This is a genomic window from Streptosporangium canum, from assembly GCF_900113865.1.
GTDB classification, from domain to species: Bacteria; Actinomycetota; Actinomycetes; order Streptosporangiales; family Streptosporangiaceae; genus Streptosporangium; species Streptosporangium canum.
Genome location: NZ_FOQY01000027.1, coordinates 24136 through 48162, shown reverse-complemented (window position 1 = coordinate 48162; position 24027 = coordinate 24136). Strand labels below are relative to the sequence as shown.

20 protein-coding genes, 6 tRNA genes and 2 pseudogenes are annotated in these 24027 nt (G+C 67.2%); 15 read left to right on the top strand and 13 right to left on the bottom strand.

What is annotated here, in order from left to right; translation table 11 throughout:
* Nucleotides 1-687 precede the first annotated feature (687 nt).
* Together BM085_RS30705 and BM085_RS44770 are read right to left on the bottom strand one after the other, a co-directional pair.
* Nucleotides 688-1236 carry a GNAT family N-acetyltransferase gene (locus tag BM085_RS30705; protein WP_093890344.1) on the bottom strand — a complete coding sequence of 183 codons (549 nt, stop codon included), beginning with the start codon at nucleotides 1234-1236 and terminating at the stop codon, nucleotides 688-690.
* A gap of 290 nt (nucleotides 1237-1526) precedes the next feature.
* Nucleotides 1527-2279, bottom strand: a complete 753-nt coding sequence (locus BM085_RS44770; protein WP_177245358.1) for a DUF6461 domain-containing protein — start codon at nucleotides 2277-2279, stop codon at nucleotides 1527-1529.
* A 37-nt stretch (nucleotides 2280-2316) separates the two neighbouring features.
* Between BM085_RS44770 and BM085_RS43550 the strand changes: the two genes are divergently transcribed.
* Nucleotides 2317-2694, top strand: a complete 378-nt coding sequence (locus tag BM085_RS43550; protein WP_143121132.1) for a hypothetical protein — start codon at nucleotides 2317-2319, stop codon at nucleotides 2692-2694.
* 116 nt (nucleotides 2695-2810) lie between these two features.
* Here the strand turns inward: BM085_RS43550 and BM085_RS47525 are convergent.
* The 3 genes and pseudogenes from BM085_RS47525 to BM085_RS30690 all read right to left on the bottom strand — a co-directional run.
* Nucleotides 2811-2906 (bottom strand): annotated as a pseudogene (locus BM085_RS47525) (inositol monophosphatase family protein); the annotation flags it as partial.
* Nucleotides 2907-3061: 155 nt separating this feature from the next.
* Nucleotides 3062-3229 (bottom strand): annotated as a pseudogene (locus tag BM085_RS47520) (inositol monophosphatase family protein); the annotation flags it as partial.
* 255 nt (nucleotides 3230-3484) lie between these two features.
* Nucleotides 3485-3560, bottom strand: a tRNA-Lys gene (locus BM085_RS30690).
* A gap of 118 nt (nucleotides 3561-3678) precedes the next feature.
* Between BM085_RS30690 and BM085_RS30685 the strand changes: the two genes are divergently transcribed.
* Nucleotides 3679-4302 carry a 3'-5' exonuclease gene (locus BM085_RS30685; RefSeq protein WP_093890342.1) on the top strand — a complete coding sequence of 208 codons (624 nt, stop codon included), beginning with the start codon at nucleotides 3679-3681 and terminating at the stop codon, nucleotides 4300-4302.
* Nucleotides 4303-4339: 37 nt separating this feature from the next.
* Here BM085_RS30685 and BM085_RS30680 read toward each other — a convergent pair whose 3' ends face one another.
* A complete protein-coding gene (locus BM085_RS30680; RefSeq protein WP_093890341.1) occupies nucleotides 4340-5497 on the bottom strand; it encodes an acyl-CoA dehydrogenase family protein in 1158 nt (385 codons plus the stop codon).
* Between the two features lie 119 nt (nucleotides 5498-5616).
* On the opposite strand from BM085_RS30680, the gene BM085_RS46990 reads away from it, so the two are divergent.
* The gene (locus tag BM085_RS46990) at nucleotides 5617-6183 is read left to right on the top strand and encodes a PspC domain-containing protein (RefSeq protein ID WP_093890340.1); all 567 of its coding nucleotides are present in this window, start codon (nucleotides 5617-5619) and stop codon (nucleotides 6181-6183) included.
* A gap of 1 nt (nucleotide 6184) precedes the next feature.
* Here BM085_RS46990 and BM085_RS30670 read toward each other — a convergent pair whose 3' ends face one another.
* Both BM085_RS30670 and BM085_RS30665 read right to left on the bottom strand, forming a co-directional pair.
* A complete protein-coding gene (locus BM085_RS30670; RefSeq protein WP_093890339.1) occupies nucleotides 6185-7480 on the bottom strand; it encodes an MFS transporter in 1296 nt (431 codons plus the stop codon).
* A 169-nt stretch (nucleotides 7481-7649) separates the two neighbouring features.
* A complete protein-coding gene (locus BM085_RS30665) occupies nucleotides 7650-8000 on the bottom strand; it encodes a metallopeptidase family protein (protein ID WP_386447862.1) in 351 nt (116 codons plus the stop codon).
* Nucleotides 8001-8033: 33 nt separating this feature from the next.
* Between BM085_RS30665 and BM085_RS30660 the strand changes: the two genes are divergently transcribed.
* The 4 genes from BM085_RS30660 (at nucleotide 8034) to BM085_RS30645 (ending at nucleotide 9981) form a co-directional block, all read left to right on the top strand.
* Complete coding sequence (locus BM085_RS30660; RefSeq protein ID WP_093890337.1) at nucleotides 8034-9533, top strand: metallophosphoesterase family protein; 1500 nt, start codon at nucleotides 8034-8036, stop codon at nucleotides 9531-9533.
* 92 nt (nucleotides 9534-9625) lie between these two features.
* Nucleotides 9626-9698, top strand: a tRNA-Glu gene (locus tag BM085_RS30655).
* 106 nt (nucleotides 9699-9804) lie between these two features.
* Nucleotides 9805-9879 (top strand) — tRNA-Asp (locus BM085_RS30650).
* 28 nt (nucleotides 9880-9907) lie between these two features.
* A tRNA-Phe gene (locus BM085_RS30645) sits at nucleotides 9908-9981 on the top strand.
* Nucleotides 9982-10350: 369 nt separating this feature from the next.
* Here BM085_RS30645 and BM085_RS44765 read toward each other — a convergent pair.
* Together BM085_RS44765 and BM085_RS30635 are read right to left on the bottom strand one after the other, a co-directional pair.
* Nucleotides 10351-10620, bottom strand: coding sequence for a site-specific integrase (locus tag BM085_RS44765; protein WP_093890336.1), 270 nt, complete (start codon nucleotides 10618-10620; stop codon nucleotides 10351-10353).
* A 143-nt stretch (nucleotides 10621-10763) separates the two neighbouring features.
* Nucleotides 10764-12908 carry a DNA translocase FtsK gene (locus tag BM085_RS30635; protein ID WP_177245357.1) on the bottom strand — a complete coding sequence of 715 codons (2145 nt, stop codon included), beginning with the start codon at nucleotides 12906-12908 and terminating at the stop codon, nucleotides 10764-10766.
* 365 nt (nucleotides 12909-13273) lie between these two features.
* Here BM085_RS30635 and BM085_RS44760 point away from each other — a divergent pair.
* From BM085_RS44760 to BM085_RS30610, 7 genes are all read left to right on the top strand, one after another.
* Nucleotides 13274-13334: transfer RNA gene (locus BM085_RS44760), tRNA-Phe, on the top strand.
* 239 nt (nucleotides 13335-13573) lie between these two features.
* A complete protein-coding gene (locus tag BM085_RS30630) occupies nucleotides 13574-14692 on the top strand; it encodes a helix-turn-helix domain-containing protein (RefSeq protein ID WP_245789788.1) in 1119 nt (372 codons plus the stop codon).
* Nucleotides 14692-15240: a PIN domain-containing protein gene (locus BM085_RS30625; RefSeq protein WP_093890333.1), complete on the top strand. Its 549-nt coding sequence runs from the start codon at nucleotides 14692-14694 to the stop codon at nucleotides 15238-15240. Before BM085_RS30630 ends, BM085_RS30625 begins: the two co-directional genes overlap by 1 nt.
* A 225-nt stretch (nucleotides 15241-15465) precedes the next feature.
* Nucleotides 15466-15529 (top strand) — tRNA-Ser (locus tag BM085_RS44755).
* A 212-nt stretch (nucleotides 15530-15741) separates the two neighbouring features.
* Entirely contained in the window at nucleotides 15742-16002 is a 261-nt protein-coding gene (locus tag BM085_RS30620) for a type II toxin-antitoxin system Phd/YefM family antitoxin (RefSeq protein ID WP_093890332.1), read from the top strand.
* Nucleotides 15987-16394, top strand: a complete 408-nt coding sequence (locus BM085_RS30615; protein WP_093890331.1) for a PIN domain-containing protein — start codon at nucleotides 15987-15989, stop codon at nucleotides 16392-16394. Before BM085_RS30620 ends, BM085_RS30615 begins: the two co-directional genes overlap by 16 nt.
* A gap of 454 nt (nucleotides 16395-16848) precedes the next feature.
* On the top strand, nucleotides 16849-17832 hold the full coding sequence (locus BM085_RS30610; RefSeq protein WP_093890330.1) for a BtrH N-terminal domain-containing protein: 984 nt from the start codon (nucleotides 16849-16851) through the stop codon (nucleotides 17830-17832).
* 175 nt (nucleotides 17833-18007) lie between these two features.
* Here BM085_RS30610 and BM085_RS30605 read toward each other — a convergent pair whose 3' ends face one another.
* Nucleotides 18008-18688 carry a response regulator gene (locus tag BM085_RS30605; RefSeq protein ID WP_093890402.1) on the bottom strand — a complete coding sequence of 227 codons (681 nt, stop codon included), beginning with the start codon at nucleotides 18686-18688 and terminating at the stop codon, nucleotides 18008-18010.
* Nucleotides 18685-19803 carry a sensor histidine kinase gene (locus BM085_RS30600; RefSeq protein WP_245789787.1) on the bottom strand — a complete coding sequence of 373 codons (1119 nt, stop codon included), beginning with the start codon at nucleotides 19801-19803 and terminating at the stop codon, nucleotides 18685-18687. The genes BM085_RS30605 and BM085_RS30600 overlap by 4 nt, the downstream gene beginning before the upstream one ends.
* A 518-nt stretch (nucleotides 19804-20321) precedes the next feature.
* On the opposite strand from BM085_RS30600, the gene BM085_RS30595 reads away from it, so the two are divergent.
* Entirely contained in the window at nucleotides 20322-21680 is a 1359-nt protein-coding gene (locus tag BM085_RS30595) for an alpha/beta hydrolase family protein (protein ID WP_093890328.1), read from the top strand.
* 111 nt (nucleotides 21681-21791) lie between these two features.
* Here BM085_RS30595 and katG read toward each other — a convergent pair whose 3' ends face one another.
* Nucleotides 21792-24020, bottom strand: coding sequence for a catalase/peroxidase HPI (gene katG / locus BM085_RS30590; RefSeq protein WP_093890327.1), 2229 nt, complete (start codon nucleotides 24018-24020; stop codon nucleotides 21792-21794).
* Nucleotides 24021-24027 lie beyond the last annotated feature (7 nt).

The following is a 24027-nucleotide window of genomic DNA, read 5'->3' as shown; positions in this document are numbered from 1 at the left end:
TTTCTGAATCCGATCGGTGCGGTAGCCGGTCCAGTGGTTCAGGGCGACGTGATGTAGGCGCTCGGCGGGCTGTGATGAGTCGCTCGTGAAGCTCCTCGGCGGGGTTTCACGCCGGTAGCGCCGGCACGGCACTCGGTTCAGATCCGCGGCACGGTTGCCGAGGTCGGTGAGGGACCTGCGGTCGATGTCGCCGACGCGGGCCGACCCGCGGGCTTCCCGCAAGGTGAGCCGGACCACTTGGCGAAGCCGTTGGCGAACGCTCCCGGAACATGATTGTTCCGGGAGTGTTCTTGCTGGTAAGGCGCCTGAAACTCGAACCTGAACCTACGGATTGAAAGACGTCGATTCGATCGAGGTCCGGGGCTTTGAGCTGGGAACGCGGTGTCCGTGGACGTTCGCTGAGTCCCGCTCTCGTTCGTCCTCCTGGCTGTAGTCGTGGCTGTACGGCCAAGGCGCTGTCAACTTGGGAATCATCTACTGATCAGGATGCTTCGAGCTGGGAAAACGGGGGGCAGGTCAGGGCGGGGTCAGTGACCGTGAGTCCCCGTGAGCAACAGGGGTTCCCCGCCTGTTCTGGCACGGATCCGGCGCGCGGTCATGGCGGGTGCCCTGACGGATCCAGGCCCATCCGGGGGCTTTACCGATCGGAAGGCTCCTACGAGGTGGCGGTCAAGGGGCCCGGACCGATCACCTGTCTGGAATTCCGTGCTCGTCCTGCCAGTCCGGGGGCGTAACCGTCCCGGAAAGCCAGTCGCGTCGAAGGATCGCATAGCCGATCGAGTCATGGCGTGTGCCATCCGGACTCGGCCACGCCTCTCGATAGTGCGACTCCTTCGCATAGCCGCTCTTGCGGAAGATCGCCCGCATCGCGTGGTTGTCCTGGCGAGTCGTGCCCTCGATCCTCATGATGTCCGGCAGCTCGGTGAACAGGTAGCCGGTCAGCCAGGCCACCGCCTTCGTGCCGATGCCGCGCCCCCGCCAGGCCCGCCGTATCCGCAGGTCGAACATGGGAGTGTCGTCGGTGAGATCCTGTAGCTTGACCAGCCCCGCGCGCTCGCCGTCTGCGAGCACCCAGAACGTTCTCGTCTCATCGCTGCCATAAAGGCCTTCGGCGGCCCGGCGCCTGACCGTCTCCCGGTCCTGCGTTCCCGCGTGGTATGGCCATTCTTCTTCGGTCAGGAAATCGACGAGCGGCTCTACCTCGTCGGGTGAGAATCTCAAGAACTCGATGTGCACCTCTTGATCGTCCCCATCGGCTATGCATCGGTCAAACGCGTTTCTGTCCCCCTCCGGCCCGCTTGGGGCACCGGCACCAGGCACAGCCAAGAGACCTCGAAGATCCCGGAACGAAGAAGGCATCCAGCTCCGCGTCAGTGTCGGGGCCGGGGAACGCGCCCACACCGTCATCAGGGACGAAACCCCGGACCGTCGATCGCCCCCCAACCCCGCACAGAGACCAGCCGCCGCCTGACGATCGTGAGGAGCTGGTGCATCGGAACGTCGCCACGCTCGTCACGCCTGCGGCCCTACGCGGGGAGGAGGCCAAAGTGCTCACGGTCGAGGAGGCCAAGCGGCTGCTCGCCGTGATCAAAGATGATCGGCTCGAAGCCTTCCGGATCTGCGCGTTGACGCTTGGCCTGCGGTGCGGTGAACTCCTCGGGCTCCGCTGGGAGGACATCGACTTCACCAACGGACTGCTCACCGTATGGCAGACGCTCCAGCGGGCGGACGGCTCCCCTGTACGGCTCACTGGGAGACTCGGGCAGCTCGCCATCGACGTCCACGCCCAGGGCTTCGACATCCGCCTGGAGCCGGTCGGGGTCGGAGCCGCTCCGGTCGGGATAGGAGTACAGGTCGAACGTGGTGATCAGGTCACCGTCGACGCAGTAGGCGAAGCCGTCGTTGTCGGTGGTTGCGGACACCGAGGCCGCGACCGTGCCCACGGACAACAGGTCGGCCCTGTCGTGGATGATCCCTGCCCAGCCGCATTCGATCAGCACGGCTCCGCCGCCACCCCTGTAGGCGGCGACACCGAATCCGGACTCGCCCAGAGGGCCAGGGGCGACGCCGATCCGTTGCAGGGCGACTCCAGGAGACAGGCCCCGGATGATGCAGGCGTAGAGCCAGGGGGCAAGGTGGAGCGCCTCACCGGACGAACGACCTTGACCCCTGGCCCTGGTCCGCTCAGCTTGTTTCGGGTCGAGGGCAGACGGGATGATCAGGCCCCGTACCCCAGCCACCGACAGGCCGGCAGTGACGAGCACGCCCTTGGCGATCATCCCGGAGCCGGAGGAATGTCTTTCGTAGGATCGAAAGATGATGGGTCAAGAAGCCGAGGGAGTTTCCACGATTAAGCGAGCCGCGTCTGTTGGCGTGGTTCTGATCGGAGACGCACTCCTCCTGTTGACGGCGGGGTGGATTCGAAGCAGTGTTTATCTCAAGGGAAGGCTCTGCGATGGAGCCAGCGTATGGTGTGACGGGTGGGGAGACCCGACTCCCGCCGAATGGCTGGCGGAAATGAATTTTCGTTCCGCTGTTGCTTACACGTTATCGGCGGCCGTGGCCTTGATTCTGCTGGTGGTTGCTGCTGTGGCGTGGAGGCATCGCCGAAAGGACATCGCGTTGGTGCAGGTCTTTCCACTCCTGCTGGTTGCCGCGTTCGTCATCACCTGGACGCCGTACACACCTGTGTGACATTACTCGCTACGGTTGGCGTCCCTGTCCGCCTCGGCGATGAGCTCGACCGGGTCGGCCAGAATCTTGGGGTTGGCGGCGATCGCGGCTCGGGCGTTCATGGCGTGCGGGCTGCCGCCCATGTCGACCACGACGGCTCCGGCTTCGCGGGCGATGAGGACTCCGGCGGCGGTGTCCCAGGGCTTGTTGCCGAGCATGATGTTGGCGTCGATTCTGCCTTCGGCAACCCAGGCCAGATCGACCGCGGCCGAGCCGAACTCCGGACCCGTTGCACGCGGGCCGCGAGCTCGTGAGTGAGGGGCAGACGTAACCGGTTCTTCTCGGCGGCGTCGCTGCCCATGGCGTAGTCACCGATGGCGACTACGGCTGAGCCGAGATCGCCGATCTGGCTGGTGTGGATCTGCCGGTCGTTGAAGTGCGCCCCGTGGCCTTCAGCTGCGCTGTAGCGGGAGTTGTGGAACGGCAGGTCGATCACGCCGAGACAGGGCATGTCCTTGTTGATCAGGGCGCTGCTGATCTTCGTCGCCGCGCTCATCGGAGTCATCGTCGGCGAGACGAAGGCATCCTCGTCGCCATCGACGGAGGAACCGTCTCCCAGTGCTTCATCGCCGGCGGTGGTGCGTTCGCCGGAACGGTGGCGCTGTTCCTGGGGGTGCTTCACGCCCTCAAGCCGCTGTGACGTACAGGCCATAGGTGCAGGTCGGGCCCTCAAAGCCGCCCGCTCGCATCCGTGTTGGCAAAGCCGTTGGCAAACACCCCCGGAACATGATCGTTCCGGGGGTGTTTTTGCTGGTAGGGCGCCTGGGACTCGAACCCAGAACCTACGGATTAAAAGTCCGCAGCTCTAACCATTGAGCTAACGCCCCGCTGAAGACAGCGTACCGAGGATAGTGTCCACTAACGCCCGTCGCCAGGCCTGTGGGCGATCACCTGTTTACCCAATAGCTGACAGAACGGGGAGTCGGCTCTCATACAGTGGCACTCATGACGAGCTCGGGGCTTGACCCCGCCCGCAGTGTCCACCTGTCCGCGAGGCAGGGGTATGTCGTGGTCGACGTGGAGACCACGGGCTTCTCACCGGCCAAGGGGGACCGGATCTGTGAGATCGCGCTTGTCTCCCTGGACACCGACGGCACCACCGTCGACGAGTGGCACTCGCTGGTCGATCCTCGTCGCGGCACCGGGGCCGTCCACGTCCACGGCATCACCGAAGCGATGGTCGAGGGCGCGCCGGTGATCGAGGAGGTGCTGGACGAGGTGTGGCAGCGGATCGCCGGGCGGGTCCTGGTGGCTCACAACATCTCCTTCGACCTGCGTTTCCTCAATGTCCTTCCCGGCAGCCACTGGCTGACCGAGACCCTGTGCACGCAGCGGCTCGCCCCCGGCCTCGTCCCCGATGGGAAGTGGACTCTCGGCGCCTGCTGCGAACGCGCGGGGATCCCGTTCTCGAACGCCCACGCCGCGCTGGCCGACGCCCGGGCCACCGCCGAGCTGTTCCGCTTCTACCTGAGCCGTGGTCTCTCCTGGCAGGACGAGCTCGACAGAGCGGCTCAGGCCCCGGACTGGCGTCCCTGCGGCCTGCCCCAGCGGCAGCCCCGGCGGCGGTAGGCGGGTACACGTGGCTCGACAGGCGGGCAGGCGCGCCTCAGTGGAAGGCGTCGAGCCCGGTGAGCGCCCTGCCCAGGGTGAGGAGGTGGATCTCCTCCGTCCCCTCGTACGTCAGCACGCTCTCCAGGTTGGTCATGTGCCGGATCACCGGATACTCCAGGGTGATGCCGTTGCCGCCGAGGATCGAGCGTGACCGGCGGGCGATGTCCAGGGCGGCATGGACGTTGGCGAGCTTGCCGAAGCTGACCTGCTGGGGGGTGAGGGCGCCGGCGTCCTTCAGGCGGCCCAGGTGGAGGGCGGTGAGCTGGGACTGCCCCAGGCCCACGTACATCCAGGCGAGCTTCTCCTGGGTCAGCTGGAAGCCGCCGATGGGCTTGCCGAACTGGACGCGGGTCGTGGCGTAGTCGACGGCCGCCTCCAGGCAGGCGCGGGCCGCGCCCACGACGCCCCACAGGATGCCGAAACGGGCCTCGGACAGACACGACAGCGGCCCCTTCAGGCCACGGACCCCAGGGAGTACGGCTGACGCCGGGAGGCGGATGTCGTCGAAGTACAGGGACGAGGTCACCGAGGCCCGCAGCGACATCTTCTTGTGAATCTCCGGCGCGGAGAAACCCGGCGTGTCGGTGGGGACCACGAAGCCGCGGATGCCGTCCTCGGTCTGGGCCCAGACCACGGCGACGTCGGCGATGGAGCCGTTGGTGATCCACATCTTGGAGCCGTTGAGGATCCAGTCGCCGGAGGCGTCCTGTTTGGCGTGGGTGCGCATGTTCGCCGGATCGGAGCCGTGGTCGGGCTCGGTCAGGCCGAAGCAGCCGATCGCCTCACCGGCGGCCATCCGGGGCAGCCACGCCTCCTTCTGCTCCGCGGAGCCGTACTTCCAGATCGGGAACATGGCGAGCGAGCCCTGCACGGAGACGAACGACCGCAGTCCCGAGTCTCCCGCCTCCAGCTCCCGGCAGGCGACGCCGTAGGAGACGGCGTCCAGGCCCGCGCAGCCGTACCCTTCGAGATGCATGCCGAGCACGCCGAGCGAGCCGAGGACCGGGCCGAGCTCGCGGGCGGGGAAGACGGCCTCCTCGAACCAGTCACCCACGTGGGGGAGGATCCTGTCGGCCACGAACGTCTTCACGGTGTCGCGGATGAGACGCTGCTCCTCGGAGAGCCCGTCGTCGATGCGCAGAAGGTCGTCCATGTGATGTTCCTCTCGTCGGCCCCTGTCAGGGTATTGCCGGTGCTCCGGGGTGGGATGTCAGGGTCGTTCCAGGGGGAATCCCGATGTGATGGGGGCTCCGCATTGGGCAGTCTGAAGACATGAACGAAAACGACTTCTCGGGCGTCAAGCAGCTCCGCAGGACCAAGGACGGACGGATCATCGCGGGTGTGGCCTCCGGCCTCGGACGCTACATCGGCGTCGACCCCAACATCATCCGCGCGGCCCTCGCCATCGCCTCCTTCTTCGGCGGCCTCGGTGTGGGGATCTACGCGATCGGCTGGCTCCTCCTCCCCGACGAGAGCAAGGACAGGTCGATCGTCCAGGATCTGGTCGACAAGAACAAGGACAACCCGGTCTGGCAGGACGCGCGGTCCAAGGCCGAGCAGGGCTGGGCCAAGGCCGAGCAGAGCTGGAACAAGGCGACCACCCAGAACCGGGCGCCGCACCACCCGGCCCACCCGGGCCCGGCTCCGGAGTATCCGGCCCCTCACGACCAGGCGCCGCACTACCCCACCCACCAGGACCCGGCTCCGCACTACACCGCTCCGGCGGCTCCGCAGAACCAGGCTCCGCAGAACCAGGCTCCGCAGAACCAGGCTCCGCAGAACACGGTCCCGCAGAACCCGGCTCCGCAGAACGGCGACGAGCCCAAGCCCCAGGCGTGACTCAGACGGTCGCCTCCGCGCGAACCTTCTCGATGATCTCCTTGCAGGACCCGGCCCAGAGAACGGCCAGCGCGGCCGCGACGGACAGACCGGCCGCGCCGGCCATCGCCACCACGTGCGCGGGGTTGAGCACATCGGCGGCGGCACCGCCGATGAGGATGCCGACGCCCTGAGAGGCCAGCAGGCCTGACTGCACGAGACCGAATGCCAGGCCCCGCCGTTCGGCGGGCACGCACTGCACGAACGCGGCGTTGGCCGCGAGCTGGTAGGCACCGCCGATGCCCGAGACGAACCACAGGACCAGCACCACGGCGAGCGGCGGCTCCATCGCGCACAGGATCAACGGCGCGCAGGTCAGCATCGCCATCCAGCCCATCGCCCGGAGCCGTTTCGACGGGTTGACGTATCGGCTGAAGAGGAAGGCGCCCACGACCGTCCCGGTCGGCATCGAGCCCATCAGCAGGCCGGCGACGAGCGACACCTGCTGCCTGTCGGCGGCCAGGACGTCGGCGTAGGGGGTCGCGATCCCCTCGGGGAGCACGTAGAAGCCGCACAGCCAGGCGAAGAGCACCAGCGTCCGCAACCGGGGGTCGCCGAAGACCAGTCTGGATCCGGCGCGGGTCATGGTCCACATGGAGGGCCGGTCGGTGTCGGTGGCGAGGGGAGCGGGGCGCCGCCGTACTCCCGAGACCAGGATCAGCGCGGAGGCGAGAAACGTGAACGCGTCGAGTGCGAGCGCGCGGTACGGCCCCATCCCCATGATCAAGGCGCCGCCGAGGGCGAAGCCCAGCATCTGCGCGCCCTGGTTGGTCATGTTCTGCAGCGCCGAGCCCGCGACATAGCGATCGCCCTTGAGGAGCTCGGGCAGGAGCGCCGCCCTGGCGGCCGAGAACGGGGCGCTGAGCAGCACCACGCAGAAGACCAGCGCGCACAGTACGGTGAACGACGTGCCGGGGATGGCCATGAGCGCGACCAGGACGGCCCGGAGCAGGTCGCAGAAGATCATGATGCGCCGCCGGGCGTAGCGGTCGGCGAGACCCGCGAGCAGCGGGCCCCCGATGATGGGCGGCAGATAGGTCAGCGCGTAGACCGACGCGGTCGCCAGTGGCGATTCCGTCCGCTGGAACACCAGCACGGACAGCGCCACTCGGGAGAGCTGGTCGCCGAGGAGAGAGAGTGCCTGGCCGATCCAGAGCGCGCGAAACTCCCTGATGGCGATGACCTCGCCGTAGGTCGCTTGGCGTTCGGCCGGGCGGCGGTGCCGCCCGGGTAGCCGGCCGGGCCTGGTGGCCGCCATAGGACTCCGCTGGGCTTACGGGCACATTGACTGTAGGTGTTCGGTGCGTAACCTACGGTGCCCGCTGAAGAGTCGGCGCGCAACTGAAAGCAATCAACCTTATGCAAGCTGTAATTGTAAATCGGGAAATCTCGGGCATTGGGAAGGTCGATATGTAATACGGCTTTGGCTACCAGCCGAGGGTGTGCAGCCTGTCATCGTCGATGCCGAAGTGGTGGGCTATCTCGTGGACTACGGTGATCCGCACCTCTTGCACCACGTCGTCCTCCGTCTCGCAGATCGAGCGGATCGGGTTGCGGTAGATCTCGATCCGGTCGGGTAGCACTCCTGCGTACCAGTCGCCGCGCTCAGTGAGTGGGATGCCTGTGTAAAGGCCCAGAAGATCCGGCTCAGGCGGATCGTCCACGACCACCACGACCACGTTGTCCATGACTTTCGTCAGCTCAGGAGGGATCGTGTCCAGGGCGTCGGCCACGAGCTCTTCGAACTTCTCTCTCGAGACCTCGATCACACCTGCCATTGTGCCCCGTGTTTTCGGGTAAGGGGGAGCCGCATGGATTTCACAGACTGGACTCAGAGACTCCGCCGGTTCGCGACGGGGCGTGCCTCGCGCGCGGTGGCGGTCCTGCTGGTGGCCGTGGGTGGAGCCTGGCTGGGCATCATGCTCGGCGGCCCGGTGCGCGCCGCCGTCGGACCCGTCGAGATCGGCATGTCGGCGGAGCCCTCGTGGGCGGGGGAGACCGTCGTGGACGCGCACCCACTGGGCACGCTCCTGTTCGACACCCACAACGCCCCGGTCGGCCTGCGCATCACCCTGGAGAACATCAACCCCGCTCGGGCCGGCGCGCTGCTGGAGGATCCCCGGTTCTCCGACCAGCTCCCCGCTCTGCTGGAGAAGGAGCTCAGCGAGGGAGTCAGGACGCTGATCCTGCGCGCCGCCCTCTGCGGCCTGGCGGGCGCCCTCATCGCCTCACTGATCGTCTTCCATCGCCCCGGCCCGGCCCTGGCGGGCCTGCTGAGCGCCGCCGTCCTGATGACCGGTACGGGCGCGGCCATCGCCCTGACGTTCCGGCCGGACTCCGTGGTGGAGCCGAAATACACCGGCCTGCTCGCCGGAGCGCCTTCCCTGGTCGGCGACGCCGAGTCGATCGTGACCAAGTTCGAGTCCTACCGGGTCCAGCTCGCGAAGCTGGTCAACAACGTCTCCCAGCTCTACGACACGGTCTCGGCCCTGCCGGTCTACGACTCCGATCCCGCGTCGATCCGGGTGCTGCACGTCTCCGACATCCATCTCAGCCCCATCGCGTGGAATCTCATGCACTCGGTCACCGCCCAGTTCAAGATCGACGCGATCGTGGACACCGGCGACCTGACCGACCACGGGACCGGCCCCGAGGACAAGTTCGTCGAGGAGATCGACAGCTTCGGCGTGCCGTATGTCTTCGTCAGGGGCAATCACGACTCCAAGGCCACCCAGCGGGCCGTGGCCAAACAGAAGGGGGCGGTCGTCCTCGACGACTCCGCCAAGACCGTGGCGGGGCTGCGCATCTACGGCCTGGGCGATCCCCGGTTCACCCCCGACAAGTCCGTGGCCGTCGACTCCGACCCCGAGTCCCTCGCCGCCCTCGGGCGCGCCCACGCCACGCGGCTCGGTCAGGCCTTCAAGCCGGTGGACCTCGTGGCGGTGCACGACCCGACGATCGCCCGCGCGTTCTCCGGCGCGGCCCCCATGATCCTCACCGGCCACTCCCACGAGCGTTCCACCGAACTGCTGCCCTCCGGCACCCGCCTCCTGGTCCAGGGCTCCACCGGCGGCGCCGGTCTGCGCGCCCTGGAACATGACGAGCCGACCCCGGTCGCGGCCTCGGTTCTGTACTTCGATCGCAAGACGCATCGCCTGCAGGCCTGGGACGACATCACGCTTGGAGGGCTCGGAGAGCAGTCGGTTCAGATCGAACGTCACGTTGAGACCGAGCCTGGCCGTACAATTTCTCCTGGGCCAACGTCCGTCCCGTCTCCAACGGGATCGGCCAGCGGCACCACGTCGCCTTAAGCCGGGAAGCCGCTTTGGCATCGGGGCAAAAGTCCCCTATGCTTCAGAGGTCTCCAGCGGAAGACGGCAACGGAACGGAATGAGAATTCCGAGCCCCCATCGTCTAGTGGCCTAGGACACCGCCCTTTCAAGGCGGCGACACGGGTTCGAATCCCGTTGGGGGCACGGCCGAGCAGATGCTCGCCAGGGAAACGGCAGGTCGCAGACCTCCGAAGAACTGGTAAGCTAAGTGAGGCAAGAAGGACGGAAGCGAAAACTTCCGACCAAGCAAGGTCCTGTAGAGCAGTTTGGAGTGCTCGCCACCCTGTCAAGGTGGAGGTCGCGGGTTCAAGTCCCGTCAGGACCGCTCTGGTAGGTGTTCGATCCACCACCGAGGTCAGGTAGCTCAGTCGGTACGAGCGTCCGCCTGAAAAGCGGAAGGTCGGCGGTTCGACCCCGCCCCTGACCACAGCAGCTGAGCAGGGAAGACGCCCCGAACGATCACCGTTCGGGGCTTTTTTGATCTCCGGTGACAGCAACGTCCCGGCTGCCCCAATCTTGGATCTCTTGCCGGTGATCTCTCGTGCTCTGGACGATCCTGCCCAGGGACAGGATCATGAGAGTGTGAGCAGGACGGACAGCACGATGCCGCTCCGTTTGCAGGAGCAGGATGGGCGCCGTTTCGGGCGTGATGTGGGCGGGACCTATTCAGGTATCGGTGAGGACGCCAACCTCGCGGAGCGTAAGGCCCGACAGCGGGTACGACTGGCGCTGTTGCGCGGTGAGGAGCCTGAGCCGACCAGGCACCGTCATTGCGAAAAGTGGCTTTATTAGTGCTCTAACCACGAAGCGTCCCGGAGGGGAATCTCCGGGACGCTTCGTTTATGTACGGGCGATGTCGGCCGAGGGCATCGCCGAGTTTGCCGAGAGCATTGCGCTTGTCGTCGAGGTCGATGGCCACCCAGCGGAGCCCGAGCAGCTCCCCGCGCCGCCGCCCGAGGCAGGGCGCCAGGACGTACAGGGCCGACAGCCGGTGCTCGTGGGCGGCCTTGAGGACCAGGCGAGACTGAGGCACGGTCAGGCCGCGGCTGACCTTGTACTTGGGCACCGGGCAGCCCCGGCCATCTTCCGCTGCTCGACCTGATGAGGTGCGACGGCGACGAAGGCGAGGAGTCGCGGTACGTTTCGGCTTCGCCTGCCACCTCGGTGCAGTGCTACAAAGAGAACGTCGCTTGACCGCGGAACCGCTGATCAAGTTCCACGGAGCTCAGAGTATCCCTGCTGGGCCTTGCAGTGGGCGACGACCTCGGCGATCTCCTTTTCCGACACATACGCGTTCTGGATCCGCATGGGCCAGTTCGCACCCATCGGCAGGAACAGCGCGTCACCCTGGCCGACCAGCTTCTCGGCGCCCGGCTGCTCCAGGATGACCCGGCTGTCGGCGAGGCTGGAGGTGGCGAACGCGAGGCGGGAGGGCACGTTGGCCTTGATCAGGCCGGTGACGACGTCCACCGACAGGCGCTGGGTGGCGACCACCAGGTGGATGCCCGCCGCACGGGCGAGCTGGGTGATGCGGACGATGGAGTCCTCGACGTCGCGCGGGGCGACCATCATCAGGTCGGCGAGCTCGTCCACGATCACCAGCAGGTAGGGGTAGGGCTGGTAGACCCGCTCGCTGCCCGGCGGCGGCACCAGCTTGCCGGCGCGCACGGCCTTGTTGAAGTCGTCGACGTGCCGGAAACCGCTGGCGGCCAGGTCGTCGTAGCGGCGGTCCATCTCGCCCACCACCCACTCCAGCGCCTCGGCGGCCTTCTTGGGGTTGGTGATGATCGGCGTGATGAGGTGCGGGATGCCCTCGTAGACGCTCAGCTCGACCCGCTTGGGGTCGACGAGCACCATGCGGACCTCGTCCGGGGTGGCGCGCATCAGGATCGAGGAGATGAGGCCGTTGACGCAGACCGACTTACCGGCGCCGGTGGCGCCCGCGATGAGCAGGTGCGGCATCTTGGCCAGATTGGCCACGATCGTGCGGCCCTCGACGTCCTTGCCGAGACCGACGATCATCGGGTGCTGGTCGGCCTGGGCCACCTGGGAACGCAGGATGTCGCCCAGCGACACGAGGTCCTTGTCGGTGTTCGGGATCTCCACCCCGATGGCCGACTTGCCGGGGATCGGGCCCAGGATCCGGACGTCGGCCGACTTGACCGCGTAGGCGATGTTCTTGGTGAGCGCGGTGACCTTCTCGACCTTGACGGCCGGGCCGAGCTCGATCTCGTAGCGCGTCACCGTCGGCCCGCGGGTGAACCCGATCACCTGGGCGTCGATGGTGAACTGCTCCAGCACGCTGGTCAGCGCGTTGACCACGACCATGTTGGCCTTCGTCTGAGGCTTGGGGGCGGTGCCGGGCTGGAGGAGGTCGAGCGGGGGCAAGGCGTACGGGCCAGGGGCGTGGACGGTGACCGAGAGTAGCTTCGTGGTGGGCGGCGTGACCGCCCGGCCGCCCTCGACTGAAGGACTGATCGGTGCCTGTTCTTCTAGCCGCTTCGTGTATCCGAGAGTCACGGCGTTTCGCAGGTCGACGGTAGACGGCTGGCCCTCTGCCGGGAAGTCGATGCTTGCCTCGCCTACGAGCGTGCGCAGGATTTCCCGGTCGGGCGGCCGATCTTCTGGCCGCTTCGACATGCAGACGGCGAGCAGGCCATGTAGCGGTTCGGGCACACCTGCGAGATCCGGCTCCAGATGGGAGATCCGGTTAAGCACGGCGGGAATGCTGTCGCTCCCGAAGGCCATCCGGCCCGTCGCCGCGAAGACCATGGTGACAGCCCAGGAGAAGCTATCGGATGCGGGGCCGATTTTTACTCCCGCTATCTGCTCGGGTGACATGTACGGCAGCGTGCCCATCACGGCGCTGGACTGAGTCGATGTGGCGTCCAGCACCTTGGCGATGCCGAAGTCGATTACCACCGGCCCTTCGGGTCCAAGGAGAACGTTGCTCGGCTTGAAGTCGCGATGGACGATCCCCGCTTGGTGGATCGCCATGAGCGCGGTCATCGTGCCGATCGCGAGCCGAGCCAGCCCGCCCTTGTTTCGGGGCCCGTCTCGGCGGACCAGTTCGTCCAGGGACACCCCGTCGACGTACTCGCTGACGATGTACGGCTGGTCGCCGTCCATGTCGACGTCGATGACGCCGGCCGTACAGAACGGAGCGACCTGTCGGGTGACCGCGACCTCGCGCAGGAAACGCCGGCGGGCGTCGTCATCTCCCACGAAGCGGGTGTGCAGCACCTTCACCGCGACTTTCGTGCCGGACGGAGACTCGCCGAGGTAGACCGCGCCCTGCCCGCCCTGGCCGAGCAGCCGGGACAGGGTATATTTACCGAGCCGTCGGGCGATCATGCCATGGACTGTACTCGGAGTGAGGTTCCCCCAATAGTCCGAACACCGGCGGTGTGTCATCTCTCGTAGCACGGAGATCCTCTCCTAAGGGGAGGGGTAGGACATGGGAAACCAGACGCAGCTCGCCTCGGAGCCCGAGGCGAGTGTGATCCGGATCGTTTAGGAGCCTGGCGAATCAGCCGTTCAGGGAGTTTGAGGGTTGGGCGCCGGCACGGACACTCTGGTTAACCAAGTGAACACGGTCTGCCGGCGGTGCCAGGTCGGTAACAGCGACCTTGTGACAGCAGCGCTGACAGCAACGTCTCCGCACACGGACTCACTTCGGCTACCGTCCACCACTCTCTGACCACGGTCTCCGCTGCCCGACCAGAGTGATTGGTCCGCCTGAAAAGCGGAAGGTCGGCGGTTCGACCCCGCCCCTGACCACAGCAACTGAGCAGGGAAGACGCCCCGAACGATCATCGTTCGGGGCTTTTTTGATCTCCAGCGACAGCAACGTCGCCGGAGCGTGGTGGGTGGCTGGCGAACGCCAGGACGTGTCGGGAACCGGCTGACCTACGAATCATTCAACGCAAGACGCAGGTCTAAAGCCCGGTAGACCAGCAGGGTTTGCAGATCCGTGTCGTCGCCTACCCCTTTGACCAGCGCTGTTCTATAATCGCACAGTGAGTACCGTAGACGGGAATGAGTTGGGCGAGCGCATCGCACACGCTCGGCAGCGCGCTGGAATGACGCAGGCCGACCTGTCCGTCGCGGTGGCGCTCGACCGGTCCAGCCTTGCCAAGATTGAGAACGGCAGTCGCCGGGTGTCTGCCCTAGAGTTGGCTCGCATTGCTCGCGCAGTGAACGAACGGATCGAATGGTTTTTCCGGCCTGCGCCGCCCGCTGTGATCTCTCACCGCAACCTTCAGGAACCCGGTGCGGCCAGCCCTGCCATTGACCGCCTGATCGAGAGGGTCGCTCGAAACGTCGAGTTCGTCATCGAGCGCGGCAGGCGGGCATGGTCGGACACCCCCGCTCTCACCAGGCCCGGCACTGTGGCCCAGGCTGAGGACACTGCCGCGAGAGCTCGCGCCTTATTGGGCGCCGACCCCAGTGGTCCCGTCTCGGCGCTGGTCGATCGTATGGCTGCTCAAGGCCTGTTCGCGTTCTCCTTCGATTTGGGCGCCGATGCCGCCGATGCCGCCTCCCTGCTGCTTCGCGAAGGCGGCGTGGCAATCGTTAATGGTGCCCGTCACGTAGGCCGCCGCCGCCTGGCCCTGGCGCACGAGTTTGGCCATTTCCTGTTCGCTGACGAGTACACCGTTGACTGGCGGATCGCCGAGCAGGACGGTGTCGAAGGCTGGGAGTCGCGCCTGGACCGGTTCGCCCGCGCCTTTTTGCTGCCCGAGGCCGGCTTGCGCGAGGAATTTCGCCGCCTAACCAACGAGGGCACCGACCTGCGCACGATCGCGGTGAAGGTCGGCAGCTTCTACCAGGTGGATATGGCGACGTTGGCGCGCCGCATGGTTGAGATCGGGCTGATCTCTGTCTCAGATGCTCGCCTTGTCCGATCGGTACGCACCGGTAAGGCTGACATCGTCGAACTGAACCTGGTGGTCAAACACGAACTCCAACCGCCCTGCCTGCCCAATCCTTACGTCAAGTCTGTCCTTTCCCTGTATCGCGGCTCTGAGGTCTCTGCCGCCCGTGCCATCGACCTGCTGCTCGACACATGGACCGAGGACGAGCTTCCCCAGGTGCCGGAACTGCCAGAGAAGGCGATCTGGGAGTTCGTCTCGTAATGGAGGATGCGAGCGAGACATTCGTCTTCGACACGGGCCCGCTGAGCGCCTTCGCCACCAACAACTGGTTGGGTGTGCTCAAGGCGGTGGTCGGTAAACGCCGTGCTCTCGTTCCGGATGTCGTAGTAGCGGAACTGATGGAGGGTGAGGCGAAAGATTCGCGCATTGGCGTCGCGCTCACTGCGGACTGGATTGAGCACCATGAGCTGAGATCCCAAGCTGAGATGGAGGCGTTCGCTGACTTCTCCGAACTGCTGGTCGTCGGCGACAAGAACGTCGGCGAGGCGGGCGTGCTTGCCTTGGCGCGTACGATGAGGGCTACGGCTGTCCTGGACGACAGTGCAGCGAGGAAGGCTGCGGCCTCCTTCAACGTCGACTACTGCCCCACTCTGCGGCTGCTGTGCTGGTCTATTAGGGACGGTCTGCTGACTGTCCCGCTCGTCGCCGAACTGGCCGATGACTTGTTGTCCAGCAAGTATCACCTGCCGTTCCGGCGTGGTGGTTTCAAGCTGTGGGCTGAGGAGAACGGCCTTCTTGACAGCTCTTGAGCCACGCCGCTGGATTCCGGGTGCGCATCCATGGATATCGATCAGGTGGCAAGAGCTGTCGAGCAGGCACTTCTGATGGCAGCAGACGCCTGTAGACCATCTCGACCCGACTCGTAATGCATAAGTTGTGGACTGACGAAGTGACAGCAGTGCTGACAGCAACGTCCTCACACAGAGGCTCATCTCGGCTGCGGTCCACCACCCTCTGACCATGGTCTCCGCTCCCCGACCAGGGTGATCGCTCTGCCTGGAAAGCGGAAGGTCGGCGGTTCGACCCCGCCCCTGACCACAGCGGCTGAGCAGGGAAGACGCCCCGAACGATCATCGTTCGGGGCTTTTTTGATCTTCGGTGACAGCAACGTCGATCCTGTCGTCATGGTCACTTGGATGTCGCGGACGACCTGGGGCGGTACGCCGAGGTTGAGCAGTTGAACAGGATGCCGGCCCTATAAGCCCTACCGGTTAATCAAAAAACAGACAGGAATCAGATAATCTGATTTCATGAAGGTGATGACTGCCACCGAGGCGTCTCGGAGCTTCGCGACCGTTCTGGACGAGGCCGAGCGAGGGGAGACAATCATGGTCACCCGTGGGGGTAAGCAAATCGCGATGATCGGCCCCGCGCCCGCAGCGCCGGGGCGTATGGTCAAGGCCTTCCTGACCAGAAGCGCGGGAACGCTGGACGCCGATTTCGAGGCCGACGTTGTGGCAGCTCGGGAGGCGGTCGATGACGAGACGAGGGAAACATGGCCCGACGCCTGATCCTGGACACCGGCGTGCTCATCGCCGCGGAGCGAGGCAGGGCTTCCGCGGACGCGGTGATCGGGGATGCCGATGATGTGGCGATTGCCGCGATCACCGTGGCCGAGCTGCTCGTCGGCGTGGAGATGGCGGACGCGGCACGCCGTCCCGGCCGGCAGGCCTTTGTGGATGAGATCCTTGCGTTGATTCCGGTCGAGGAGTACACCACGGATGTGGCGAGGGTCCATGCTCGTCTTATGGCACATGTGCGACGAGAGGGAAAGACGCGGGGAGCGTACGATCTGCTGATTGCCGCGACGGCTGCGACCACTGCGAGAACCGTGATCACGATGGACTCGTCTGCCGCGTTCGACGATCTACCTGGCGTGCGGGCACAAGTCGTTCCCCGCTGAGCGCTGACGGCAACGTCCACCACCACAGCCACATATGGGGCACCGTCGGCACTCCTCTGCTTTCAGGTGGCAGCACGGGAGCTGGACGATCGCCACGCCTGGAAAGCGGAAGGGCGGCGGTTCGCCCCTGCCCCTGACCACATCATCTGATCAGCGCAAGCGCCCCGAGCCGATCACGGCCGGGGTACTTTCCGTTGTCTTGGCGACAGTGAGTTCCGACGTTTTAGGTCGAAGTCAGCCCGGCTGTGTCAGTCCTGGCGTCTACGAGATCACCTAGGCCGCTTGAACACCGCACCAACAGTGTTCGCCAGAGCGGAACAAGTTCACTCGGTTGGACTCTCCCTCCGTGGGAGGCCTCATGCTTGCTCCCGGCGGTCCCCAGTCGTTGATCATGAAAGTGTCAGGGACGGGGACGGCGTGACCGTTCGCCGCGTCAGTATGAGGAGAGCGACGCATGACCATCGTGCAGGACATCGAGGCCCGTGGCACGCAGCACTGCGAGACGACGGCGCTGGGGGTGCTGTTGCGGCATGAGGGACTTGATCTGTCCGAGCCCATGCTGTTCGGGCTGGGCTCGGGCCTGTCCTTCGTCTATTGGGACGGCAAGGGCATGGCGTTCCCCTTTCTCGGAGGCCGCGTCAAGCCTTTCGACCTCACCAGGAACCTGGCCGCCAGGCTGGGGCTGACGTTAAGGGCCGAGGAGACCACCTCACCGCGCAAGGCGTGGGAGAACGTGGCCGCCCCCCTCGACGCCGGTCGGCCGGTCGGTCTCCAGCTCGACTGCTACCACCTGGACTATTTCCGGTCCAAGGTGCACTTCGGCGGTCATGTCGTCGCCATGTACGGCTACGACGAGCACGACGTCTACCTGGTGGACACCGATCAGCAGGGAGGAGCGGTGCGCACCAGCCGGGCCGGCCTCGCCATGGCGCGGGCCGAACGCGGCCCGATGACCGCCAGGAACCGATCCTTCACCATCACCCTGCCGGAGCACTCGCCTCGCTGGCAGGACCGGATCATCCCCGCCATCAAAGACTGCGCCGACGCCTTCCTCGCCGCCCCCATCGCGAACCTGGGCCACCGCGGCATCGAGAAAGCCGGCAAACAGGTGCCCAAATGGCTGGCGCGCGCCGGCGATCCGCAGCAGGACCTGCTGCAGGCCGCCCTCCTGATGGAGAGGGGCGGCACCGGCGGCGCCCTGTTCCGCGCCCTCTATCGCGACTTCCTCGACGAGTGCACCCGGCTGATCGACGACGGCGACCTCCGCGCCGGTCACAGGCTGTACGCCGAGGCCGCCACCCTGTGGACGGACGTGTCCACCTTGATCACGAAGGCTGGAGAGAGCGGCGACGCGGGGTACCTCGAGCAGGCCGGCGCCATCCTCCACGATCTTTCGCGCATCGAGAAGGACGCCATGCAGGTGCTGCGGCAGTTGTAGCTCAAAGGGGAAGCCGGCTGTCTGGGGCGGTACGCCGAGGGTGAGCGGCAGGGTCACGTTGGTGTGCCGGAGCTCGGTCAGCTCGTCGAGGATGGCCGGCCGCCGGGCCCGGAAGCCCGATGTCACACCGCCGGTGTCCGGGTTACGGGGGAAGCTCAGCGGCCGGCAAGGTCGATCAGGTGGTGCCCGATGGGCCGCCTGGGGAGATCAGTCCGGTTTCGTAGGCCAGGACGACGGCCTGGACACGGTCGCGGAGGCCGAGTTTGGACAGGATGCGGGCGACGTGGGTTTTCACCGTCGTCGCGCTGAGAGTCAGCCGGTCGGCGAGTTCGGCGTTGCTCAGGCCGGTGGCGAGCAGGCGTAGCACTTCCAGTTCTCGCGGTGTCAGCTCGGACAGATCGCGGTGGAGCTCGGCCTTCGCCTCGTCCCGGGGCGCGAAACGCTCGATGAGGCGGCGCGTGATGGTCGGTGAGAGCAGGGCGTCGCCGGAGCGCACCAGACGTACCGCGGCCACCAGGTGCTCGGGGCTGACGTCTTTGAGCAGGAAGCCGCTGGCGCCGGCGGTGAGGGCGGCGTAGACGTAGTGATCGAGATCGTAAGTGGTCAGGATGACGACGCGGGTCCCGTTCGCTCCACCGCTCATGATCTGGCGGGTGGCTTCGATGCCGTCCATCCGCGGCATCCGGATGTCCATGAGCACGACGTCCGGCCTGGTGCTCCGCACGGCGGCGACCGCTTCGGCTCCGTCGGCCGCCTCCGCCGTCACCTCGATGCCGTCGGCCGAGAGGATCATCCGAAACCCGGTGCGGACCAGCGCCTGGTCGTCGGCGATGACCGCGCGCAGCGGCCCGCTCATGCGGCGGTCCACGGAATGCGGGCCGTGATCCGATACCCGCCCCCGGTCCTGGGCCCGGCGACCAGGGTTCCGCCGTAGACGGCCAGCCGTTCACGCAGCCCGATCAGCCCGCGGCCGTTGCCGGCCCGCGACTGGTGACCCGGTGTGCCGCCGGTGTCGGTGACCTCGATCTCCAGCCAGTCGCCGCTGTGGCCGATCGCGACGGACGCCGCCGCGCCGGCCGCGTGCTTCATCGTGTTGGTCAGAGCCTCCTGCACGACGCGGTAGACAGTGAGGCCGACGCCGTCGGGCAGGGGGTTCGGCGGGGAGAGTGCGACGTCCACCGGCCCCCCCGCGGCGCGTACCCGCTCGACGAGGCCGTCGAGTTGGTCGAGTCCGGGTTGCGGTTCGAGCCCGTCGCCCCGGCTGTCCACGCGTCCGCCTTCCGGTCCGGCAAGCAGGCCCATGACGTTGCGCAGCTCGGCCATGGCGGCTCGACCGCTGCTTTCGATCGCGAGCAGCGCCTGCTTGGACAGGTCCGGTTCGGCGTCCATCACTTTGCGCGCCGCGCCCGCCTGGATCACCATCACACTCACATTGTGGGTCACCACATCGTGGAGTTCGGCGGCGATCCGGGAACGCTCGGCCTCGACTGCCTTCCGCATGGCGTCCTCCTGGGCCTGCTGAAGTTCGGTGAGCCGATCCCGGTTCCGCCGCAAGAACCGGATGACGCTCGCGCAGACCCCGGCGCTCAGCAGGACGACGTAAGGCCCCAGCCAACTGGGGAGACTGGGGAGGCCGGACGCGATGTCCCGGCCCACGGCCCCGGCGAGCACGGCCGCGAGCAGCAGGCCGGCCACCGCGGGCACTCGGTTGCGGCTGTGGGCGACGGCACTGTAGCCGGCGATCGCGCAGGTCAGCACGGTGATCCACGTCTCACCGCCGTTCGTGGCCAGCGCCGCGGACACCACCAGCCAGAAGGTGGTGAGCGGATACCTGCGCCGGGCCGCCAGCGGCAAGGCGGTCAGCGCCACCAGGAACATGGGCGGCTCGTACTCCTCGGAGACGGCGCCATGCGGCGGGTTGATCCGCACGGGGACGGGCGGCTGGACGCCGATGCTCGCGTCCGGTGGCACCGGAGGAGGCGGAACCGCTGGGGGCTCCGGAACCGCCGGAGGAGCCGGAACCGCCGGAGAAGGCCGCAGTTGCAGCAACTCGATCAGAGGGCGCGACTGCGCGTCGACGCGATGGACCGGGCCTTGGAGTCCCCCCGCCGCCATCAGCGCGGTGACGGTCAGGAAGATCGCGAGCAGTGCGTCGGCGGCGAGAGTCCGGTGAGACGGACGGGCGGTTCGCGGCTCCGGCCGCAATATGTTCTGCGCGTACTGCCGCCAAAGCCGTCGTTCGTCTGCTGCCACCGGCACATTGTCGCGTTCGCGTGCCCCGCCGCACATCGCCTTCAGTGACCACGGCGGTGTCCGTCGGGCGTACATCGCAAGGATGACACCGCGGGCGGGCCGTTCCCCGGAGGTATCCGAGATGGGTACGACGGCCGACGCGCATGGACATCGGCCGCTTCTAGCCTCGTCCCTGCCATCAGGCCGCGGGACTTCCCGCCCGAGCGGCCGTTTCGATCGGAAGGACGGGCACGTTCATGGGTCATGTGACAGAGCCGGTGGACAGGCGCAGGCGGTACGGCGGCGCGGGTGCCCCGGTGCACGCCGCCGGGGGCGGAGCGGCCGCCGCCGAGCGGGGCATCTCCCGGAGCGAAAGGGGCCGGATCCTGCGCGTCGGTGTGGTCGCCGCCGGGCTGCTCGCCTCCGTGGCGACCACGTCGGCCGCGTCCGCGCAGTCCGGGCCTGCCGCGACCACGTCGGCCGGGCCTGCCGCGTCCGCGCAGTCCGGGACTGCCTCTGCCGGCCTTTCGGTGACATCGAGCAGCACGCTCTACCTGCCCGGGCCGACCGGTTCGCATCCGGTCGGCACCACGTCCCTGTACCTGAAAGACACCTCCCGCCCCGACCCCTGGGTCCCTTCGGTCAAGGTCCGGGAACTCATGGTCTCCCTGTGGTACCCGGTGAAGTCGCCGGGCCGTAAGCGGGCCCCGTACATGACGGCCAAGGAGTCCGAGCTTCTTCTGAAGAGCGGGGAGATCACCAGCGTGCCGCCCGACACGCTGAGCAAGACGCGGACCAACGCCTTCACCGACGCCGACCCGGCAGGGCGCAAGCACGGTCTCCCCCTCGTCGTGCTCTCCCCCGGCCATACCAAGCCCCGGACCGAACTCACGGCGCTGGCCGAGGAACTGGCCAGCCGAGGCTACGTGGTGGCCGCGATCGACCACACCTACGAGAACGTCGCCACCACCTTCCCCGACGGACGGGTGACCACCTGCGTCACATGCGGGATCGAGAAGAATCCGGCGTGGTGGGAGAAGCTGGCGAGGAGCCGGGCGGCCGACGTCTCCTTCGTGCTCGACCAGCTGACCGGATCGCACCCGAAATGGAAGGGCGCCCGCCTGGTCGACACCTCCAGGATCGCGATGGCCGGCCACTCCGCCGGAGGAGCGAGCACCATCGCGGCCATGCTCGAAGACTCCCGGATACGCGCCGGCATCGACATCGACGGCACCACACAGGTCCGGATCCCGGACAGCGGACTGGCGCGGCCGTTCCTGTTCCTGGGCAAGCCGGCCACCTACACCCCGGGGGAGGGAGAGGCGGCCGCCACCTGGGAGCGCGACTGGAAGCAGCTGAACGGCTGGAAGCGCTGGCTCCTGGTGACCGGGGCGGAGCACACGTCCTTCACCGACCTGGGCGTGCTGGCCGACCAGATCGGCATCGACCTCGGCGCCGACATACCCGGTGTCCGCGCCATGGACATCACCCGCAGGTACGTCGCGGCCTTCTTCGACCTGCACCTGCGCAAGAGATCCCAACCCCTGCTGGACAAGCCGTCGACCCGCTACCCCGAGGTCAAGCACTGCTCGCCCGAGACGAGAACCTGCCGGTAGGACGCCGCCCGGTGCGGGCCCGGGCCGGAGAGACAGCGGCTCGCCCGTGTCGAGATCCTCGGGGCTGAGGACGTCCAGGCCGGCCGGTGAGGGCCGACCTGGACGCCATGATCAGACGAGGTCGAACCGGTCGAGGTTCATCACCTTGTCCCACGCCGCGACGAAGTCGTTCACGAACTTCTCCTTCGCGTCATCGCTCGCGTAGACCTCCGCGAGCGCGCGCAGCTCGGAGTTCGACCCGAAGACGAGGTCGGCACGGCTGCCGGTCCACTTGACCTCGCCCGTGGCGGCGTCGCGCCCCTCGAACGTGTTCGCGTCCTCGGATGTCGCCTTCCACGTCGTGCCCAGGTCGAGCAGGTTGACGAAGAAGTCGTTGGTCAGGGACCCGGGGGTCGTGGTGAGGACGCCGAGCGGCGACTGCCGGTAGTTCGCGCCCAGGACACGGAGGCCACCGATGAGGACCGTCATCTCGGGGGCGCTCAGGGTCAGCAGGTTCGCCCGGTCGATCAGCAGGTACTCAGCCGGCAGCCGGTTGCCCTTCCCGAGATAGTTGCGGAACCCGTCGGCGGTCGGCTCGAGCGCGGCGAACGACTCCACGTCGGTCTGCTCCTGCGACGCGTCCACGCGGCCCGGCGTGAAGGGGACCTCGACGTCGAAGCCGGCGTCCTTGGCGGCCTGCTCGACGGCCGCACCACCGGCGAGCACGATCAGGTCGGCGAGCGAGACCCGCTTGCCGCCGGTCTGGGCGGCGTTGAAGGACTCCTGGATCCCCTCCAGGGTGCGCAGCACCGTCGCCAGCTGGTCGGGATCGTTGGCCTCCCACCCGATCTGCGGCTCGAGGCGGATGCGCGCACCGTTGCCGCCGCCGCGCTTGTCGCTGCCGCGGAAGGAGGAGGCCGACGCCCACGCGGTGGACACGAGCTGGGACACCGACAGGCCCGAGGCGAGGATCTGGCCCTTGAGGGAGGCGATGTCCGCGGCGTCGACGGTCTCGTGCGTCACCGCGGGGAGGGGGTCCTGCCACAGCAGCGTCTCGGTCGGGACCTCCGGGCCGAGGTAGCGCACGACCGGGCCCATGTCGCGGTGGGTCAGCTTGAACCACGCCCGGGCGAAGGCGTCCGCGAGCTCGGCGGGGTTCTCGAGCCAGCGTCGCGTGATCTGCTCGTAAACCGGGTCCACGCGGAGCGCGAGGTCGGTCGTCAGCATCGTCGGGGCGTGGCTCTTCGACGGATCGTGGGCGTCGGGGACGGTACCGGCCCCGGCGCCGTCCTTCGGCTTCCACTGGTGCGCGCCGGCGGGGCTCTTGGACAGCTCCCACTCGTAGCCATAAAGGATCTCAAGGAAGCTGTTGTCCCACGTCACCGGGGTGTTCGTCCACGCACCCTCGAGACCGCTGGTGATCGCGTCGCCGCCCTTACCGGTGCCGTAGGTGCTCTTCCAGCCGAAGCCCTGGTCCTCGAGCGGGGCGGCCTCGGGGTCGGGGCCGACGTGGTCCGCCGGGCCGGCGCCGTGGGTCTTGCCGAAGGTGTGACCGCCCACGATCAGGGCTGCCGTCTCCTCGTCGTTCATCGCCATCCGGCGGAACGTCTCACGGATGTCGCGGGCCGCGGCGAGCGGGTCCGGGTTGCCGTTCGGGCCCTCCGGGTTGACGTAGATGAGGCCCATCTGGACCGCGCCGAGGGGGTTCTCGAGCTCCCGGTCGCCGGTGTAGCGCTGGTCGTCGAGCCAGGTGAACTCGGGGCCCCAGTAGACGTCCTCCTCGGGCTCCCAGACGTCCTCACGACCGCCGGCGAAGCCGAAGGTCGTGAAGCCCATCGACTCCAGGGCGACGTTGCCGGTGAGGATCAGGAGGTCGGCCCACGAGAGCTGCCGGCCGTATTTCTTCTTGACCGGCCACAGCAGGCGGCGCGCCTTGTCGAGGTTCCCGTTGTCCGGCCAGCTGTTGAGGGGGGCGAAGCGCTGCTGGCCGGCCCCGGCGCCGCCGCGGCCGTCGCTGATCCGGTAGGTGCCCGCGCTGTGCCACGCCATCCGGACCATGAACGGGCCGTAGTGGCCGTAGTCGGCCGGCCACCAGTCCTGCGAGCTGGTCAGCACCTGCGCGATGTCCCGCTTCACGGCCGCGAGGTCGAGGCTCTTGAACGCCTCGGCATAGTCGAACCCCTCACCGAGTGGATTGGCCACGGCGGGGTTCTTGGCGAGGATCTTCAGGTTGAGCCGCTCCGGCCACCATTGGCGGTTTCCGCCGCCCTGAGTCGGGTGCGAGGCGCGCTCGTGCGCGACCGGGCAGCCGCCGCCCTCCGTCTTCGCGTCTGTGACGATTGCATCATGGTTCTCGGACATGGGAATC

Bases quoted from the DNA above. Each gene is read 5' to 3' on its own strand.
- BM085_RS44770 (WP_177245358.1), bottom strand. From the start codon at position 2,279: ATGATCGCCAAGGGCGTGCTCGTCACTGCCGGCCTGTCGGTGGCTGGG.
- BM085_RS43550 (WP_143121132.1), top strand. From the start codon at position 2,317: ATGATGGGTCAAGAAGCCGAGGGAGTTTCCACGATTAAGCGAGCCGCG.
- BM085_RS30685 (WP_093890342.1), top strand. From the start codon at position 3,679: ATGACGAGCTCGGGGCTTGACCCCGCCCGCAGTGTCCACCTGTCCGCG.
- BM085_RS30680 (WP_093890341.1), bottom strand. From the start codon at position 5,497: ATGGACGACCTTCTGCGCATCGACGACGGGCTCTCCGAGGAGCAGCGT.
- BM085_RS46990 (WP_093890340.1), top strand. From the start codon at position 5,617: ATGAACGAAAACGACTTCTCGGGCGTCAAGCAGCTCCGCAGGACCAAG.
- BM085_RS30670 (WP_093890339.1), bottom strand. From the start codon at position 7,480: ATGGCGGCCACCAGGCCCGGCCGGCTACCCGGGCGGCACCGCCGCCCG.
- BM085_RS30665 (WP_386447862.1), bottom strand. From the start codon at position 8,000: ATGGCAGGTGTGATCGAGGTCTCGAGAGAGAAGTTCGAAGAGCTCGTG.
- BM085_RS30660 (WP_093890337.1), top strand. From the start codon at position 8,034: ATGGATTTCACAGACTGGACTCAGAGACTCCGCCGGTTCGCGACGGGG.
- BM085_RS30635 (WP_177245357.1), bottom strand. From the start codon at position 12,908: ATGATCGCCCGACGGCTCGGTAAATATACCCTGTCCCGGCTGCTCGGC.
- BM085_RS30625 (WP_093890333.1), top strand. From the start codon at position 14,692: ATGGAGGATGCGAGCGAGACATTCGTCTTCGACACGGGCCCGCTGAGC.
- BM085_RS30620 (WP_093890332.1), top strand. From the start codon at position 15,742: ATGAAGGTGATGACTGCCACCGAGGCGTCTCGGAGCTTCGCGACCGTT.
- BM085_RS30615 (WP_093890331.1), top strand. From the start codon at position 15,987: ATGGCCCGACGCCTGATCCTGGACACCGGCGTGCTCATCGCCGCGGAG.
- BM085_RS30610 (WP_093890330.1), top strand. From the start codon at position 16,849: ATGACCATCGTGCAGGACATCGAGGCCCGTGGCACGCAGCACTGCGAG.
- BM085_RS30605 (WP_093890402.1), bottom strand. From the start codon at position 18,688: ATGAGCGGGCCGCTGCGCGCGGTCATCGCCGACGACCAGGCGCTGGTC.
- BM085_RS30595 (WP_093890328.1), top strand. From the start codon at position 20,322: ATGGGTCATGTGACAGAGCCGGTGGACAGGCGCAGGCGGTACGGCGGC.
- katG (WP_093890327.1), bottom strand. From the start codon at position 24,020: ATGTCCGAGAACCATGATGCAATCGTCACAGACGCGAAGACGGAGGGC.